A 14,794-nucleotide genomic window follows, 5' to 3' on the forward strand; every position below is an offset into this window, starting at 1 on the left:
GCCGAAGCTGTGCGTGGCCTGAGGGCCTTGCGCAGATTTCAGCGGAATGTCGAACGCGCGATCGAGGTGACCTCGATGGGAAACCCGTTCGGCACGACGAGAGCCAGCACAGCCGGCCGCCACGTCGCCGACAGTGTGACGGTGGCGCTTCGGCCGTCTGGGGTGGTCGCCTCGATCACGGCGAGATCGTCGAACGATGCGGCCGACGGAGTGTTGGCGAGGTAGTCGCCGACAGCAGAGTCGACGGCCTGCGGATCCAGCCTCGGAACGACCGCCGATTCGACGAGTTCGACGTCGTCGAGCGAGAACGACTCTGCGCCTGCGAGGGCGGCGCCGTCGGCCATGGTGAAGAGTCGCGTGCGCTCGAGATACAGACTCGACGCTGCCACGACAACGAGCACGACGAGCAACGCGAGGGCCGCGTAGAAGATCGTGAGCGGCAGAGTCGATCCCTCGTCGGAGCGCACGCGCTCTGCTGCGGCACTCGCTCTCATGAGACGACCCGCATCATGAGTGGAATCTCGAGACCGTCTGGGTCGCCGTGGCGACGAAGGGGATGCGGCCCGAGTTCTCGCGACCGAGAAAAGCCGGGACCAGCGGCAGCGGTACGGACACGCGCACGGTCACCGTGACATGACCCGCCCGGGTGAGGCAGGCATCCGGAACCGGATCGCACGAGTACTCGATCGGAGCGACGCCATCGGTGATGCCGAAGTCGGAGAACGCGATCGCCGCAGCCTTCTCGGCGGATGCGGCTCCCTGATCGATCGTCTCCGACTGCACGAAGACCCGGGCTGCCTGTCGCGCCGCGCCCTCCGCTGCGAAGGCGGCGCCCTGCAACGCGGACAGTGCGCTCACGAGGTAGACGAGCGGCACCAGGAGCAGAATTCCCGCGGTGATGAACTCGAGGGAGGCTGATCCGTCGTCAGCCATCAAGCGCTTCCACAGCGGCATGGCCTGTCACCTCCAACGATCTCGGCGGCCCGAACGGGCCAGCCAACGGGAGGGGCGCGCTGACGGTGACCTCGGTCGCCGGCACTCCGAGGTATTCGGTGTACCCGGCGGATACTCCGGCGGCGTAGTCGGCGCCCACGGCGGTGCGGATGAGCTGTCTCGTTCGATCGGCTCCGTCTTCGGGAGAGTTTCCCGCGAGCGCCGCGAACCGCGCACCCTCTGCCGCCGCATCGAGCAGCGTGTTGCGTACGTGGAGGGCGAAGGCCAGTTGGATGACCCCGAGCGTCAGAGCGGTCAGCAGCACGCCCACGAGAACGAACTCGACGGCGGCCGACCCGTCGTCACGCCGCAGTCTCTGCAGGATCCGCCGACTCTTCGCCCCCATGAGCGGATCAGAACGCCGTGACGCGATCGATCGCCTGCTCGAAGACCTGGCTGAGCGCGGGACCGGCGAGACCCCAGATGATGATCACCAGACCGGCCGTCATGAGAGTGATGAGCACCCAACCGGGCACATCGCCCCGATCGTCGCGGAGGCGTCGGGTGAGTCGAGTTGTTATCGAGGACATGGATCTCTCTTTTCAGCGGAATCGGAGCGTGAATCGATGATGAAGCCGTGACTAACTCGCGAGACGATCTGCATCAGAATCCCGTCTGCAGCACGACGATGCCCGGCCACACGGCGAAGAGCACGGTAGTCGGAAGGATGAGGAAGACCAGAGGGACGAGCATCGTGACCTCCTTCTTGCCCGCCGCCTCGAGCAGCGCGCGCTTGGTGTCTTCGCGCGAATCCTGCGCCTGTGCTCGCAGCACGTCGGACAGCGGGGTTCCGCGCTCGAGGGCTCCTGTCATCTGTTCGACGCAGCGCGTGAACGCGGGGAGCGCCAACGCGCCGGCCCGTGACTCGAGCGCGGACACCAGTCCGACGCCCGAGTTGACGTCGGTGACGACGACGGCGAACTCGCGAGCCAGTTCTCCGGTCGAGACCCTCGCCACTCTGCGCAGGCCGTCGAGCACGGTCTCGCCGGCAGAGAGACTCAGCGTCAAGAATTCGAGAACAGTGGGAAGCTCGCTCTCGATGCGGGCGATGCGCCGTCGCGCCGCCTTGCGCAGCACCAGATCGCGCGCCATGACCCCCACCGCACTCAGCACGATGGGGATGGCCAGTTGCGTGGCCACGGGCAGGGTCGTTGTGGGCGAGGACGCGACGACAAGCACGGTGCCCACGGTCGCGCCGACTACCGCGTAGACCAGTTGCTGCGAGCGGAAGTGCTCGACCGACAGTTCCGACCGCGATTGCGCCAGTCGGCGCTCGATCTGCTCCGCGCCACCGAGAATTCCGTCGAGAACGTCTATGGCGACCCGGGCCAAGGGCGAGAACAGCACGCCGAAAACCGGAAGCGGGTCGCTGGAACGCTTGTTCAGGAACTGCCGAGCCCCGGCCGAGACATCGACGAGGTAGGGGGCGGTGCGTTCGGCCAATGAAGGTCGCGAGAGTCGCGGAGTGACATTCACCAGCGACCAGAGGCCGATACCGAGAACGACTCCGAAGATCATCGCCCAGGCCACGGTGGCGCTCATGCGAACCACCGCCGTTCCTCGGGGATACGTGCGATCACCAACATCACGCGATAGGCGATGATGCTGAGGCAGAGGCCACCGACGATGAGCACGACTCCCCCGGCGCTGTTGTAGGCCGCCGCAGCCTCGGGACGCGTCGACAAGAGAAGGAGCACGATCCACGGCGCCGCGACTCCGAGGCGGGCCGCGTTCATGACCCACGATTGCCGGGCCTCGACCTCGCTGCGTATGGCTGCGTCTTCTCGAAGGTAGCCCGAGAGACTCCTCAGCACGCGGGTGAGGTCTGTGCCGCCCACCTCTCGCGACATGCGCAGCGTCTCGAGGATGCGGTCGGCCGTCGGGTCTGCCAGCCGTACTTTGAGCGCATCGAGACTCACTCCGAAGTTACCCGTCGTGCGGTACGTCGCTTCGAACTCGGCGAAGGCGGCTCGGCCCGAGACCGGACCGGCGTGCGCTAGAGCGCTGACACTGTCGGGCAGGGCGACGCCGCTGCGAACGGCTGAGACGAGGTGGTCCACGGCATCCGGCCAGAACGTGTGACTCGCGCGCCGACGAGCGCGCCCGCGGTGGCGCACCACCCAGATCGGCAGCAAGAGACCGACTACGGCCGCCGCGGCGTCGAGCGCGAGAACGGCCAGAGACGCCTCTGCAACAGCCGCCGCGACGAGGCCGAGGCACACGCTTGTGGCGAGGAACACCGAAACCGGCACCTTCTCGAGCCCAGCACGATCGAGAAGAGAACGAATACGACCGGTGCGCCTTTCTGCTGCCGGCTCGAGCGATGCGGGCCACAAGAACGGCGCCGCGCACAGCACGAGACCGAGTCCCAGAATGAGGCCGAGCACAGTGCTCATCGGTCGCCCCGTGCCAGCACGATCGACGGGTCGAGACCGGCAGCGCGGAACTTCGCGAGCTTCGTGGGATATCCGCCGGTCGCGACGAGGTCTCGGCCGTCGAGACCGAAGATCGTGCTGGCCTCGATGACTCCGCCGTGCTCTGCGGACCCTGCAACCTGGCCGCTCGGCGCGAGGATCTCGGTGATGCGACGGGCACCGCGCTTGTCCATCTCGCAGTGCACGACGATGTCGATGCACGATGCCACCGTGGGGGTCACGAACGCGGCATCGATGTTGCGCCCGGCGAGCAGTGGCAGCGTGCACAGCTTTACGAGGGCATCCCGTGCGCTGTTGGCGTGGATGCTGCAGGCTCCCGGCAGTCCACTGTTCAGGGCGATGAGCAGGTCGAGGCTCTCAGCCTCGCGCACCTCTCCGACCACGATGCGGTCGGGGCGCATTCTCAGCGCTTCTTTGATCAGGCGGCGCAGCGTGATCTCGCCTGTGCCCTCGAGGCTCGCCTGACGGCACTGCATCGCCACGACGTCGCGCGCCGAGAGGTCGAGTTCGAAGGTCTCCTCCACGGTGACGACGCGATCGCTCGGTCGCGCGACCGAGAGCAGGGCATTGAGCAGCGTGGTCTTGCCGCTCTGAGTCGCGCCCGACACAAGGATGTTCTGCTGCGCGAGCACGCACATGCGCAGGAATTCGGCGGCCTGCTGCGTGAGAGCTCCGAGGCCGACGAGCTGATGGAGGTCTCGGATGCGCCGGGCGAATTTACGGATGTTGACCGCAAGATGGGCTCGGGTGACGTCGGGAATCACGACATGGAGTCGACTGCCGTCGGGAAGGGACGCATCGACGAAGGGCGAACTCAGGTCGACGCGCCGCCCGGAGCTCTGCAGCATGCGCTCGACGAGCTCGCGCACCTCCAGGTCGGACAGAACCACATTCGAGAGCTCTGACACTCCGTTGCGAGCGACGAACACCCTGTCGGGGCCGTTGATCCAGATCTCCTCGATGCCAGGATCATCGAGCAGCGGCTGGAGGGCGCCGAACCCCGTGAGCGACGCCACCACCTCACGGGTGGCAACGGTCTCGTCGGCGAGTAACGGTGCGCCGCCGCCCAAGGCTCGCTCTGTGTAACTGCGAACCTCGTCGTCGACGAACCGTCGGGCCAGAGTCTCGTCTGACGCGAGGTCGACGCCCTCGCGGCGCACGCGGTCGCGCACACGCTCGGTGATCAGCTGCACGGCGTTGGCCACTCGCATCCTCCTGTCGATCGCCCTCGACCGACATGATGCACCGAAACGCCGAAGCCCCGCGGAAGTTATCCACAGGGCTCCGGCGAACGAGCGATCTAACTCCTACTCGTAGCGCAGCGATTCGATCGGATCCTGCCGGGCAGCTCGGATGGCAGGGATGGTTCCGGCAAGGAACGCGATGCCCATCACCACCACGATGATGACCGCGATCGATACGGGGTCGAAGGCGATGAGAGTGAGCCCCGGCAGCGCAGACAGCAGGCCGTTCGCGAGAGCCCCGTTCAGCACTGTCCCCGCAAGAATCGCCCCGGCCGCTCCGATGGCGCTTCCCAGGAATCCGATGAACACGGCCTCGAGACTGAACAGTCCGAAGACCCGCCCCGCCCCCATTCCCATGGCTTTCATCAAACCGATCTCCCGAGTGCGCTCCTGCACGCTCATCAGGAGAGTGTTCACGATGCCGAAGCCCGCCGCGATCAGGGCGATCACCGCGAACCCGTTCAGCACCAGCACGATCGCGTCGATGACCGTTTTGAACGACCCGATCTGATCCTCCACAGTGGTGGCGTCGTAACCGAGAGCCTTGAGGTCGCTCTTGATCGTCGAGACCTGTGCATCGGAGGATGACGGATCGAATCTCAGACTGACCGAGGCATAGCTGTCTTTCGTCGAGGTACTCAAACCGACCGATTGCGCGTTGTACAGCGCGGTCGTGAGCGCGTCGTTGGCGGTGAGGCTCGAACTCCCGAGGAGACCGGCCTCCGCCACGCCCGAGACCGTCGCGTCGATCGTGCTCGACGCGCCCGTCTGATCGGTGACGCCGAACGACACCGTCTTGCCCACGGCATCCGCATCGCTCGCGAAGCCGAGCGGTTCGACATACGACACGGGCAGCGCGACCTCGAAAGACGTGCTGTCGCTCGCGGGCTCCGAACCCGCCGCCAGGTCGAGGCTCATGCCCGACACGAAGCCGCCGATCGACGCCTGGTACGGAGTGCCCCCGGCGTATTCCACGTAGTTCGGGCGGGCGGTCAGAACGGGTTCGACCGATTGCACGCCCGGCACAGCCCGGATGCCGTCGAGCTCCGCCGCCGTGATCGCCTCGACCGTCGAGCCAGGTCTGCCGGTCGCGCTCGAGACGTTGGTGGTGTCGGGCTCGTATTTCGCGGGCCCAGACGTGGTGTTCTCAACGGTCTTCGTGACGGTCATCACGTCGTTCGCACCGATCGATGAGACCGTCGTGTCGATGTAGCGGTTGATCCCCGTTCCCACACCACTGGTGAGCGCCAACGTGAAGGCTCCGATGAAGATGGCCAGCACGGTGAGAATCGTGCGGGTCTTGCTGCGAAAGGTGTTGCTGATCGCCGAGCGGATCAGATCGAGGCCGCTCATGCGCTCTCTCCGCTCCGGTCGACGATCAGCCCGTCGCGGATGAAGACGCTGCGGTCGGTCTTCGCCGCGAGGTCCTCGTCGTGGGTCACCACGATCAGAGTGATCCCGGTTCGTCTGTTGAGATCGAAGAGGATGTCTTCGACCACCGTTCCGGTCGCCGTGTCGAGGTTGCCCGTCGGTTCGTCGGCGAAGATCACCCGCGGCTCGTTCACCAGCGCCCGCGCGATGACGACCCGCTGCTTCTGTCCTCCCGACAGGTCGGTGGCCCGGTTCTTCGCCTTGTCTGCGAGCTCGAGGCGTTCGAGCGCCTCCATGCCGCGTCGTCGTCGCTCTGCGCCGCTCACACCCGCGATCCGTAGCGGCAGAGTCACGTTGTCGAGCACCGAGGTGTTGGGCGTCAGAAAGAACTGCTGAAAGACGAAGCCGAACGTCTGGTTGCGTGTGCGATTGAGCACCCGACCTCCCAGCGCCCCGGCGTCGCGACCGCTGAGCTCGACCGCGCCCGTGGACGGCTTGTCGAGCAGCGCGAGCAGGTGCATCAGAGTCGACTTGCCTGAGCCGCTCTTTCCGACGATCGACACGGACTCCCCTTCCTCGATGTCGATCGACACGCCCTTCAATGCATCGAAGCGCGCCGCTCCGCGCCCATAGGACTTCTTGACGTCTCGCGCCGCGAGAACCGGGACCGGCATGGCTGCTCCTGTGTGTTGTCATCACGTGCGTTGTGCACGATCACTCCAGACTGGCGGCCAACCGGATGCGCGTCGTCACCCCGGCACGGCATCTTCGGCTACCACGAACGTGGGACGCGCTCGGCCTGGGCGTACTGCGAGACTGGACGACAGCGAGCCGACGAGACGAAGGGGGTGCGCCATGAGATCTGGCTCTCGAGCGTTTCCCGTTCCTTTCGAGTCTCCGCTGCCCGCGCGACTGCGCTGGATCCCTTCGGCCCTCGCGATCGTCGTCGTCTGCATTCCGGTCGTCGTCGCATCCCAGCACGGAGCGATGACCGGCGGAACAACCGCCTCGATCGTGACGGCATCTGTGCTCGTCGCCCTGGTCTTGGTCGCCACCCTGCTGCTGCGCATCCGATTCCCTCGGTGCACAGCGGCGGTCGCGATCGCCACGACGTGTGTGGTCGTGCTGCTCTCACACCTGGACGTCGTCGGACCCGGTCCGGTCGTCGCGGCGGTTCTGTGCGTCATGATCACCGTCTTCGGCGTGGGATCTCGGCAAGGCCGCACCCTGGCACTCACCCTCGCCGGCATCGGCGTAGCCGCCATCGGCCTCACCATATTGTGCGCGCCGCCCGCGGGCTCGCGCGGCGTCGAATCACTGATCACGCTCGTCGCCCTCGTGGGTCTCGCTGCCACGGGCGGGATCGCTCAATACAACGGTCGGGCCTTTATTCAGGCCATCACCGAACGGGCACGGCGTGCCGAGGAGACCCGCGAGTCTGAGGCCGAGCGGCGCGTGGCGGAGGAACGGCTCGCCATCGCCCGCGACCTGCACGATGTTATGGCGCACCAGATCGCCGTGATCAATCTGCACGCCGCGTCAGCCTCACAGGCGTTGCGCACACGACCGGATGACGCGGAACGCTCACTCACTACCGTTCGAGAGGCGGCTCGCACCGTCCTCGGCGAGATAGGGAGCCTGCTGACCGTGCTCCGTTCAGCAGACGGCGACCACGCGGGTTCCCTGGCTCCCACTCCGGGCCTCGCGCACCTTCCCCAGCTGCTCGACGAGTTCTCGAGAGCCGGCTTGACCGTCGAGCTGCGAACAGTCGGAACCGCGGTCGAGCTCGACTCGCTTCGCGACATCGTGTCCCATCGAGTGCTCCAAGAGGGTCTGACGAACGCACACAAGCACGGAGGCGACGGAACCGCCCTCGTGCAGCTCGACTACGGCCCCGACCGGCTCGAGATCACGGTCACCAATATGACGCGGCCTCGCCGCGACGACCGGATCGTCGTTGCCGTCGGCCATGGACTCGTCGGCGTTCGGGAGCGCGTCTCGTCTGTCGGCGGCGTCCTAGAGACGTCGTTCGGCCCCGGCCCTGTGCACCGCTTCGTCGTGACCATCCCGTTCGACACCTCCAATCCGGGAGCGCATCCATGATCTCCGTCGTCCTTGCCGATGACCAGGCCCTCATCCGCACCGCCGTCTCCGAACTCGTGTCTCACACCGAGGGCCTCGCCGTCGTCGGCGAGGCCTCGAACGGTCTCGAGGCCGTGGATGTGGTTCGCGCGACGCGTCCCGACATCGTGCTGATGGACATCCGGATGCCCGTTATGGACGGGCTACAGGCAACCGAGGTCATCTGCGCCGACCCCGAGCTCGCAGAGACCCGCATCATCATTCTCACGACCTTCGAAGACGACGAGTACGTCTTGCGCGCGCTGAGGGCAGGCGCCAGCGGGTTTCTCGGCAAAGGCACCGAGGCCGACGCCTTGATGGCGGCGATCCGAACCGTCAACGATGGCGAAGCCCTGTTGTCGCCGAAAGCCACCCGGGCCCTCATCGATCGATATCTCTCGCCCGCCGACTCGGCACCGCACCGTGTTCCCGACGAGCTCGCTCTTCTGACCGAGCGCGAACGCGAGATTCTGCTGCTTGTGGCGTCGGGTCTGTCGAACGGCGAGATCGCGGCCAGGCTGGTGATCTCACCGCAGACTGCCAAGACGCACGTGAACCGCATGATGTCGAAGCTCGGCGTGCACGATCGTGCTCAACTCGTGATCATCGCCTACGAGTCCGGATTGCTGGTCGCAGGGCGAAGCTGACGGGCACTCGCCGGTACACTGGATCTGCTCTGCGGGAGTGGTGGAATTGGTAGACACGCAGGATTTAGGTTCCTGTGCTTTCGAGCGTGAGGGTTCAAGTCCCTTCTCCCGTACTCCTCATTGTCGTCCGCGTATCCCGCAGCTCGGCGGGGGTACTCTTGATGCACGCAGATCAGACCCTTGTCCGCCGCCGACCGGCCTTGACTCGACCCGCCGACGACTGGAGCTCACGTGACACACGCCGCAATCATCCCCTGGCTCGACCCGGAGACGCTCATCCAGGGCTTCGGGCCTCTTGCGCTCGTCGGCGTCTGTCTCATCATCTTCGCCGAGACCGGACTTCTGATCGGGTTCCTCTTTCCGGGCGACACCCTACTGATCATCACCGGCCTCCTCACCTTCGCCGGAACGATCAAGATCGACATCTGGTGGGTGTGCCTCGCGGTCGGATTCGCCGCATTCCTCGGCGGTGAGGTGGGGTACCTCATCGGGCACAAGTTCGGTCCGCGCATCTTCGAGCGCAAAGAGTCGGGCATCTTCAGCATCAAGAACGTCGAACGCACGAACGCGTTCTTCGCCAAGTACGGCGCCTTCGCCGTGATCCTGGCTCGCTTCGTGCCCGTCGTTCGCACTTTCGCTCCGATCGCCGCGGGCGTCGGCCACATGAACTACCGCAAGTACTCGCTGTACAACCTGATCGGCGCGATCATCTGGGGCGCCGGCGTGACCTATGGCGGATTCGTTCTCGGATACATCCCTCCCGTCGCCGACTTCGTCACGAAGTACATCGACATCATCCTGCTCGCCGCAGTCGCGGCGACGCTCATCCCCACGATCTGGCACTACGTGCAGTCGACGATGAAGGCTCGAAAGGCCAACGCTGCGGGGGCCGCCGAGCCTCATGCAGATCTGGCACTCGACCCCGAGGTCTTCGATCACAAGCCGGAGGCTTAGGAAGCACGCATCAATGTATAGAACCAACTACGCGTCGTCGCTCACCCGCGAAGACGTGGGCCAAGACGTCATGCTCTCCGGATGGGTCGCACGCATCCGCGACCACGGTGGCGTCGCCTTTATCGACCTGCGCGACGCATCCGGTATCGCCCAGGTCACGTTCCGTGACGAGCTTGTCGCAACGGCCGAGAGCCTCCGGGTCGAGTCCGTCGTCACCGTCAAGGGAATCGTCCGCGAGCGTCCAGCCGGCAACATCAACACGACGATCGCGTCCGGCGAGGTCGAGATCCAGGCGACGAGCCTCGAGGTTCTCGCCGCGAGCGACATCCTGCCGTTCCAGCTCGACGACGAACCCGGCGAAGAGACCCGCTTGGCCTACCGCTACCTCGATCTTCGTCGCGAGAGCGCGGCCTACCCACTGAAGCTGCGCTCCAAGGTGTCGGCGGCCGTTCGCAACGTGCTCGTCGACGAGGACTTCGTCGAGGTCGAGACCCCGACCCTTACTCACTCCACCCCCGAAGGCGCGCGCGACTTCCTTGTTCCCGCACGCCTCAAGCCCGGCACGTTCTACGCGCTGCCGCAGAGCCCGCAGCTGTTCAAGCAGCTCCTCATGGTCGGCGGATTCGAGAAGTACTTCCAGATCGCGCGCTGCTACCGCGACGAAGACTTCAGGGCAGACAGGCAGCCCGAGTTCACCCAGCTCGACGTCGAGATGAGCTTCGTCGATCAAGAAGAGGTCATCGCGCTCGCCGAGAAGGTGCTGCGCGCCATGTGGCGCACGATCGATGTCGAGCTTCCCACGCCGCTTCCCCGCATGACCTACGCAGAAGCCATGCGTCGCTTCGGCTCCGACAAGCCCGACCTGCGCTTCGGCCTCGAGCTGGTCGAGTTCACCGAATACTTCGAGGGCAGCGACTTCGCCATCTTCAAAGCGCCTTACGTCGGCGCCGTCGTGATGCCCGGCGGTGCCGGCCAGGCCCGTCGCGCGCTCGACGCGTGGCAGGAGTGGGCGAAGCAGCGCGGAGCGAAGGGCCTCGCCTACGTTCTCGTCGGCGAAGACGGAGAACTCCGCGGCCCCGTCGCGAAGAACCTGTCCGACGACGAGCGCGCCGGACTCGTCGCGCACGCCGGCGCGCAGCCCGGCGACTGCATCTTCTTCGCGGCAGGCGCCCCCAAGGCCTCACGCGGCCTGCTCGGCGCACTCCGCGGAGAAATCGCAGCCCGCCAGGGTCTCATCGACCCCGACGCCTGGGCGTTCACCTGGGTGGTCGACGCCCCTCTCTTCGAACCTGCAGGCGATGCCGTCGCGAGTGGCGACGTCGCCGTCGGTGCCGGCGCATGGACAGCGGTACACCACGCCTTCACGTCGCCCAAGCCCGAGTTCATCGACACTTTCGACTCCGACCCCGAATCCGCCCTGTCGTATGCCTACGACATCGTCTGCAACGGCAACGAGATCGGCGGCGGAAGCATCCGTATCCACACGCGCGAGCTGCAGGAGCGCGTCTTCAAGATCATGGGCATCAGCGAAGAAGAGGCCGAGGAGAAGTTCGGCTTCCTTCTGCAGGCCTTCGCGTTCGGCGCACCGCCGCACGGAGGATTCGCCATGGGCTTCGACCGTGTCGTATCGCTTCTGGCTGCGACCGAGTCGATCCGCGACGTCATCGCATTCCCCAAGTCGGGCGGCGGCAACGACCCGCTCACGGGCGCACCGGCCGAGCTGGAAGCCGTGCAGCAGATCGAGCTGTACCGCACCCTCGGGGTACAGGCCCTCCCCCAGAAGTAAGCCCTCGGCACGGGGACACCTCGCCTACGGGTGGAGGTGCTCCTCGTGCCGTGCGTGCTCCGCCGGCTCGATCTGGAAGGTCGAGTGACCGACGTCGAAGTGCGCTGACAGACACGTCGAGAGGCGATCCAGCAGCCTTCCGGACTCTCCCCGCTCGAAGATCGCCGCATCGACCACGACGTGAGCCGAGAAGATGTTCTTGCCCGTCGTCACGGCCCAGACGTGCACATCGTGCACATCGACCACGCCGTCTTCCGCGAGGATATGGCTGCGGATCTCGGCGACGTCGGTCTCGACGGGCGTCTGCTGCAGAAGCACCCGGATGACGTCGCGCAGCAGCGAGAGGGCGCGCGGGATGATCATGGCTGCGATCACGAGCGATGCGATGGCGTCTGCCGGGGCAAAGCCCGTCGCCAGGATCACGATCGATGCGACGATCACTGTCGCCGATCCCAGCAGATCCCCGAACACCTCGAGGTACGCGCCGCGCATATTCAGCGAGGAGTCCGCTCCCCCTCGAAGCAGCATGAGGGCGCCGAAGTTGGCGACTAGACCGATGACGGCGACGATCAGCAACGGCATAGGTGGAATGCTCACATCGCCCGGTGTGATGAGCCGAGACACACCCTCGATGGCCACGAAGGCCGCCACTCCGATCAGCAGCAGCCCGTTGAACAGCGCGGCGAAGACCTCCACGCGCTGAAAGCCGAAGCTGTGCCTGTCGGTGGCGGGACGAGCCGCGATGACCGTCGCGACGAGTGCGACGGTGAGCCCGATGAGATCGGATGCCATGTGCCCGGCGTCGGCGAGAAGCGCAAGCGAGCCGGTGGCCAGCGCACCGCCGACTTCCACAACCAAGACGGCGGCGACGATGCCAATCGCCCAGGCCAGCCGGGTTCGGTTCGTCGTCGAGGCATGGTCGTGTGAGCCGTGCGAATGTTGTTCCGTGCTAGCCATTGTTCCTCCAGCGTAGGCAAGGGAGGAGGCTGCACCTAGCGGCTGAGCTAGTTAGGAATGACGCTCATTCTCAACATCGGAACGAGCTCGCGGAATGCACGGCTGCGATGGCTGTCGGCGTTCTTCTGCTCCGCTGTCAGTTCGGCAGCCGAGACATCTCCTCCATCGGGAGCGAAGATCGGATCGTAACCGAATCCGTTCTCCCCGCGCGGCGCATCCAGAATTCGCCCCGGCCACTCGCCCACGGCGAGATGCTCACTGGAGTCTCGGCCCTGCTGCCCGGGCACGACGACGGCGATCGTGCAGGCGTACCATCCGGTGCGGTGCGGGTCTTTGATATCTGCCAGTTGGTCGAGCAAGAGCTCGAGGTTTGCCGACGCCCCGCGGCCGTGTCCCGCCCAGCGCGCCGAGAAGATGCCGGGGGCTCCGCCCAGAACGTCGACGCAGATGCCGGAGTCGTCGGCGAGTGCAGGAAGGCCTGTGTGCGCTGCGGCGATACGAGCCTTGATCAGCGCGTTGTCGGCGAACGACACACCGTCTTCGATCGGTTCGGGTCCGTCGTATGCGACGATCTCGAGTTCGGGGATCTCGGCAGCCAGGATCTTCTGGAATTCTTCGACCTTGTGGGCGTTGTGCGTCGCGAGAACGACCCGGATGCTCATTAGGCCGACCCGAGGGCAGTCGCCTGGATCTCGGCCAGCTCAGCGGTGCCCGCGAGGGCGAGGTCGAGCAAGGCGTCGAGCTCGGTGCGATCGAACGGGGCGCCCTCGGCCGTGCCCTGCACTTCGACGAACAGTCCTCGACCGGTCACGACCACGTTCATGTCGGTTTCTGCGCGCACGTCTTCGACGTAGGCGAGGTCGAGCATCGGAACGCCGTCGATGATCCCCACCGAGACCGCAGAGAGGCTGTCGATGAGCGGCTGCGACTTCTGTGCGATGAACTTCTTGGTGCGCGCCCACTCGATCGCGTCAACCAGCGCGACGTAGGCGCCGGTGATGGCGGCGGTTCGTGTGCCGCCGTCTGCCTGCAAGACGTCGCAGTCGATGACGATCGTGTTCTCGCCCAGAGCCTTCATGTCGACGACGGCACGAAGGCTGCGCCCGATGAGGCGGGAGATCTCGTGCGTGCGGCCCCCGATCTTGCCCTTCACGGCTTCACGATCCATGCGGTCGTTGGTCGAGCGAGGAAGCATCGAGTACTCGGCCGTGACCCACCCCTGGCCCTTGCCCTGCTTCCAGCGCGGTACGCCATTGGTGAACGACGCCGTGCAGAGGACGCGCGTCTTGCCGAATGAGATGAGTGCCGAGCCCTCGGCCTGGTCACTCCATCCGCGCTCGATGGTGATGGGGCGCAGCTGACCGGCTGTGCGGCCGTCTTTGCGGAAATCGTTCGACATGGTGTCTCCAGGAGGGGATCAGTGGATGGGCGGAAGTGTGATGACGCCGGTCTCGACGAACTCGACCGCGTCGACCTGTCGACCGAGCATCAGGTCTGCGAGACGCAGGAATTCGTCGGCGCTGGCACCCGTCGCCTCGTAGCGGTGCACAGGCGGTGCCGACGAGGTGCGTTCGATGCCGCGGCTGACGAGTTCGCGGTACACGTCGTTCGCCGTCTCTGTATCGCTCGAGACGAGACGCACGCCGCCTCCCATCACGTAAGAGATAGCGCCCTTCAAGAATGGGTAGTGGGTGCAGCCGAGCACGAGGGTGTCGATGTGGTGCTCGCGAAGCGGAGCCAGATATTCCTCTGCCACGGCGAAGAGCTCGCGGCTCGTCGTGTCGCCCGCTTCGACGAATTCGACGAACCGAGGACACGCCTGCGTGAAGAGTTCGAGGTGAGGGGCAGCAGCGAACGCGTCGTTGTAGGCCCGGGAGCGGATCGTTCCCTCGGTACCGATGACACCCACCCTGAGATTTCTCGTCGACGAAACGGCGGCGCGCACCGCGGGCTGGATTACTTCGATGACGGGAACGGAGTAGCGTTCGCGAGCATCGCGCAGCATGGCGGCAGAGGCCGTATTGCAAGCGATGACGAGCATCTTCACACCCTGCGCGACCAGTGTGTCGAGGGCCTCCAGAGCGAACTCCCTCACCTCGGCCAGCGGGCGCGGACCGTATGGCGACCGAGCAGTGTCGCCGATGTAGGTGATGGACTCCCGGGGCAGCTGGTCGCGGATGGACCGGGCCACAGACAATCCGCCGACACCGGAATCGAAGACTCCGATCGGCGCATCACTCACCCCTCAAGACTACTGCGCGCGTGGCCCGCGGATATGCTTGCCGG

The 14,794-nt window shown here is 65.7% G+C and carries 17 protein-coding genes and 1 tRNA gene; 5 read left to right on the top strand and 13 right to left on the bottom strand.

Annotated elements, in window-relative coordinates; all coding sequences use genetic code 11:
• Positions 1–38: 38 nt before the first annotated feature.
• The 9 genes from CCK87_RS07845 to CCK87_RS07880 form a co-directional block, all read right to left on the bottom strand.
• A complete protein-coding gene (locus CCK87_RS07845) occupies positions 39–494 on the bottom strand; it encodes a pilus assembly protein TadG-related protein (RefSeq protein WP_086460849.1) in 456 nt (151 codons plus the stop codon).
• 13 nt (positions 495–507) lie between these two features.
• A complete protein-coding gene (locus CCK87_RS07850) occupies positions 508–933 on the bottom strand; it encodes a hypothetical protein (protein ID WP_249273773.1) in 426 nt (141 codons plus the stop codon).
• Positions 926–1,339, bottom strand: coding sequence for a TadE/TadG family type IV pilus assembly protein (locus CCK87_RS07855; RefSeq protein WP_170927192.1), 414 nt, complete (start codon positions 1,337–1,339; stop codon positions 926–928). The genes CCK87_RS07850 and CCK87_RS07855 overlap by 8 nt, the downstream gene beginning before the upstream one ends.
• 7 nt (positions 1,340–1,346) lie before the next feature.
• Positions 1,347–1,523, bottom strand: coding sequence for a hypothetical protein (locus CCK87_RS18230; protein WP_170927193.1), 177 nt, complete (start codon positions 1,521–1,523; stop codon positions 1,347–1,349).
• Positions 1,524–1,596: 73 nt separating this feature from the next.
• A complete protein-coding gene (locus CCK87_RS07860; protein ID WP_086461232.1) occupies positions 1,597–2,535 on the bottom strand; it encodes a type II secretion system F family protein in 939 nt (312 codons plus the stop codon).
• Positions 2,532–3,389 (bottom strand): type II secretion system F family protein, encoded by an 858-nt coding sequence (locus CCK87_RS07865; protein ID WP_086460851.1) that lies wholly within the window; start codon positions 3,387–3,389, stop codon positions 2,532–2,534. The genes CCK87_RS07860 and CCK87_RS07865 overlap by 4 nt, the downstream gene beginning before the upstream one ends.
• A complete protein-coding gene (locus CCK87_RS07870; protein ID WP_086460852.1) occupies positions 3,386–4,639 on the bottom strand; it encodes an ATPase, T2SS/T4P/T4SS family in 1,254 nt (417 codons plus the stop codon). Before CCK87_RS07870 ends, CCK87_RS07865 begins: the two co-directional genes overlap by 4 nt.
• Positions 4,640–4,735: 96 nt before the next feature.
• A complete protein-coding gene (locus CCK87_RS07875) occupies positions 4,736–6,025 on the bottom strand; it encodes an ABC transporter permease (protein WP_086460853.1) in 1,290 nt (429 codons plus the stop codon).
• Positions 6,022–6,717, bottom strand: coding sequence for an ABC transporter ATP-binding protein (locus CCK87_RS07880; RefSeq protein WP_086460854.1), 696 nt, complete (start codon positions 6,715–6,717; stop codon positions 6,022–6,024). The genes CCK87_RS07875 and CCK87_RS07880 overlap by 4 nt, the downstream gene beginning before the upstream one ends.
• A gap of 181 nt (positions 6,718–6,898) precedes the next feature.
• Between CCK87_RS07880 and CCK87_RS07885 the strand changes: the two genes are divergently transcribed.
• The 5 genes from CCK87_RS07885 (at position 6,899) to aspS (ending at position 11,551) form a co-directional block, all read left to right on the top strand.
• Positions 6,899–8,146, top strand: a complete 1,248-nt coding sequence (locus CCK87_RS07885; RefSeq protein ID WP_170927194.1) for a histidine kinase — start codon at positions 6,899–6,901, stop codon at positions 8,144–8,146.
• Complete coding sequence (locus CCK87_RS07890) at positions 8,143–8,811, top strand: response regulator transcription factor (RefSeq protein ID WP_086460856.1); 669 nt, start codon at positions 8,143–8,145, stop codon at positions 8,809–8,811. Before CCK87_RS07885 ends, CCK87_RS07890 begins: the two co-directional genes overlap by 4 nt.
• 31 nt (positions 8,812–8,842) lie before the next feature.
• Positions 8,843–8,924: transfer RNA gene (locus CCK87_RS07895), tRNA-Leu, on the top strand.
• Positions 8,925–9,042: 118 nt separating this feature from the next.
• Positions 9,043–9,765 carry a VTT domain-containing protein gene (locus CCK87_RS07900; protein WP_086460857.1) on the top strand — a complete coding sequence of 241 codons (723 nt, stop codon included), beginning with the start codon at positions 9,043–9,045 and terminating at the stop codon, positions 9,763–9,765.
• Positions 9,766–9,778: 13 nt separating this feature from the next.
• Positions 9,779–11,551, top strand: a complete 1,773-nt coding sequence (gene aspS / locus CCK87_RS07905; RefSeq protein ID WP_086460858.1) for an aspartate--tRNA ligase — start codon at positions 9,779–9,781, stop codon at positions 11,549–11,551.
• Positions 11,552–11,575: 24 nt separating this feature from the next.
• Here the strand turns inward: aspS and CCK87_RS07910 are convergent, their stop codons facing one another.
• Genes CCK87_RS07910 through murI form a run of 4 tightly spaced genes read right to left on the bottom strand, consistent with a single transcriptional unit; the run spans position 11,576 to position 14,750 of the window.
• Complete coding sequence (locus CCK87_RS07910) at positions 11,576–12,508, bottom strand: cation diffusion facilitator family transporter (RefSeq protein ID WP_086460859.1); 933 nt, start codon at positions 12,506–12,508, stop codon at positions 11,576–11,578.
• Positions 12,509–12,555: 47 nt separating this feature from the next.
• Positions 12,556–13,170, bottom strand: coding sequence for an RdgB/HAM1 family non-canonical purine NTP pyrophosphatase (gene rdgB / locus CCK87_RS07915; protein WP_086460860.1), 615 nt, complete (start codon positions 13,168–13,170; stop codon positions 12,556–12,558).
• Positions 13,170–13,907 carry a ribonuclease PH gene (gene rph, locus CCK87_RS07920; protein ID WP_086460861.1) on the bottom strand — a complete coding sequence of 246 codons (738 nt, stop codon included), beginning with the start codon at positions 13,905–13,907 and terminating at the stop codon, positions 13,170–13,172. The genes rdgB and rph overlap by 1 nt, the downstream gene beginning before the upstream one ends.
• Positions 13,908–13,925: 18 nt before the next feature.
• Entirely contained in the window at positions 13,926–14,750 is an 825-nt protein-coding gene (gene murI / locus CCK87_RS07925; RefSeq protein WP_086460862.1) for a glutamate racemase, read from the bottom strand.
• Between the last annotated feature and the right edge of the window lie 44 nt (positions 14,751–14,794).

Source organism: Agreia sp. VKM Ac-1783 (assembly GCF_900177765.1).
GTDB lineage: Bacteria > Actinomycetota > Actinomycetes > Actinomycetales > Microbacteriaceae > Agreia.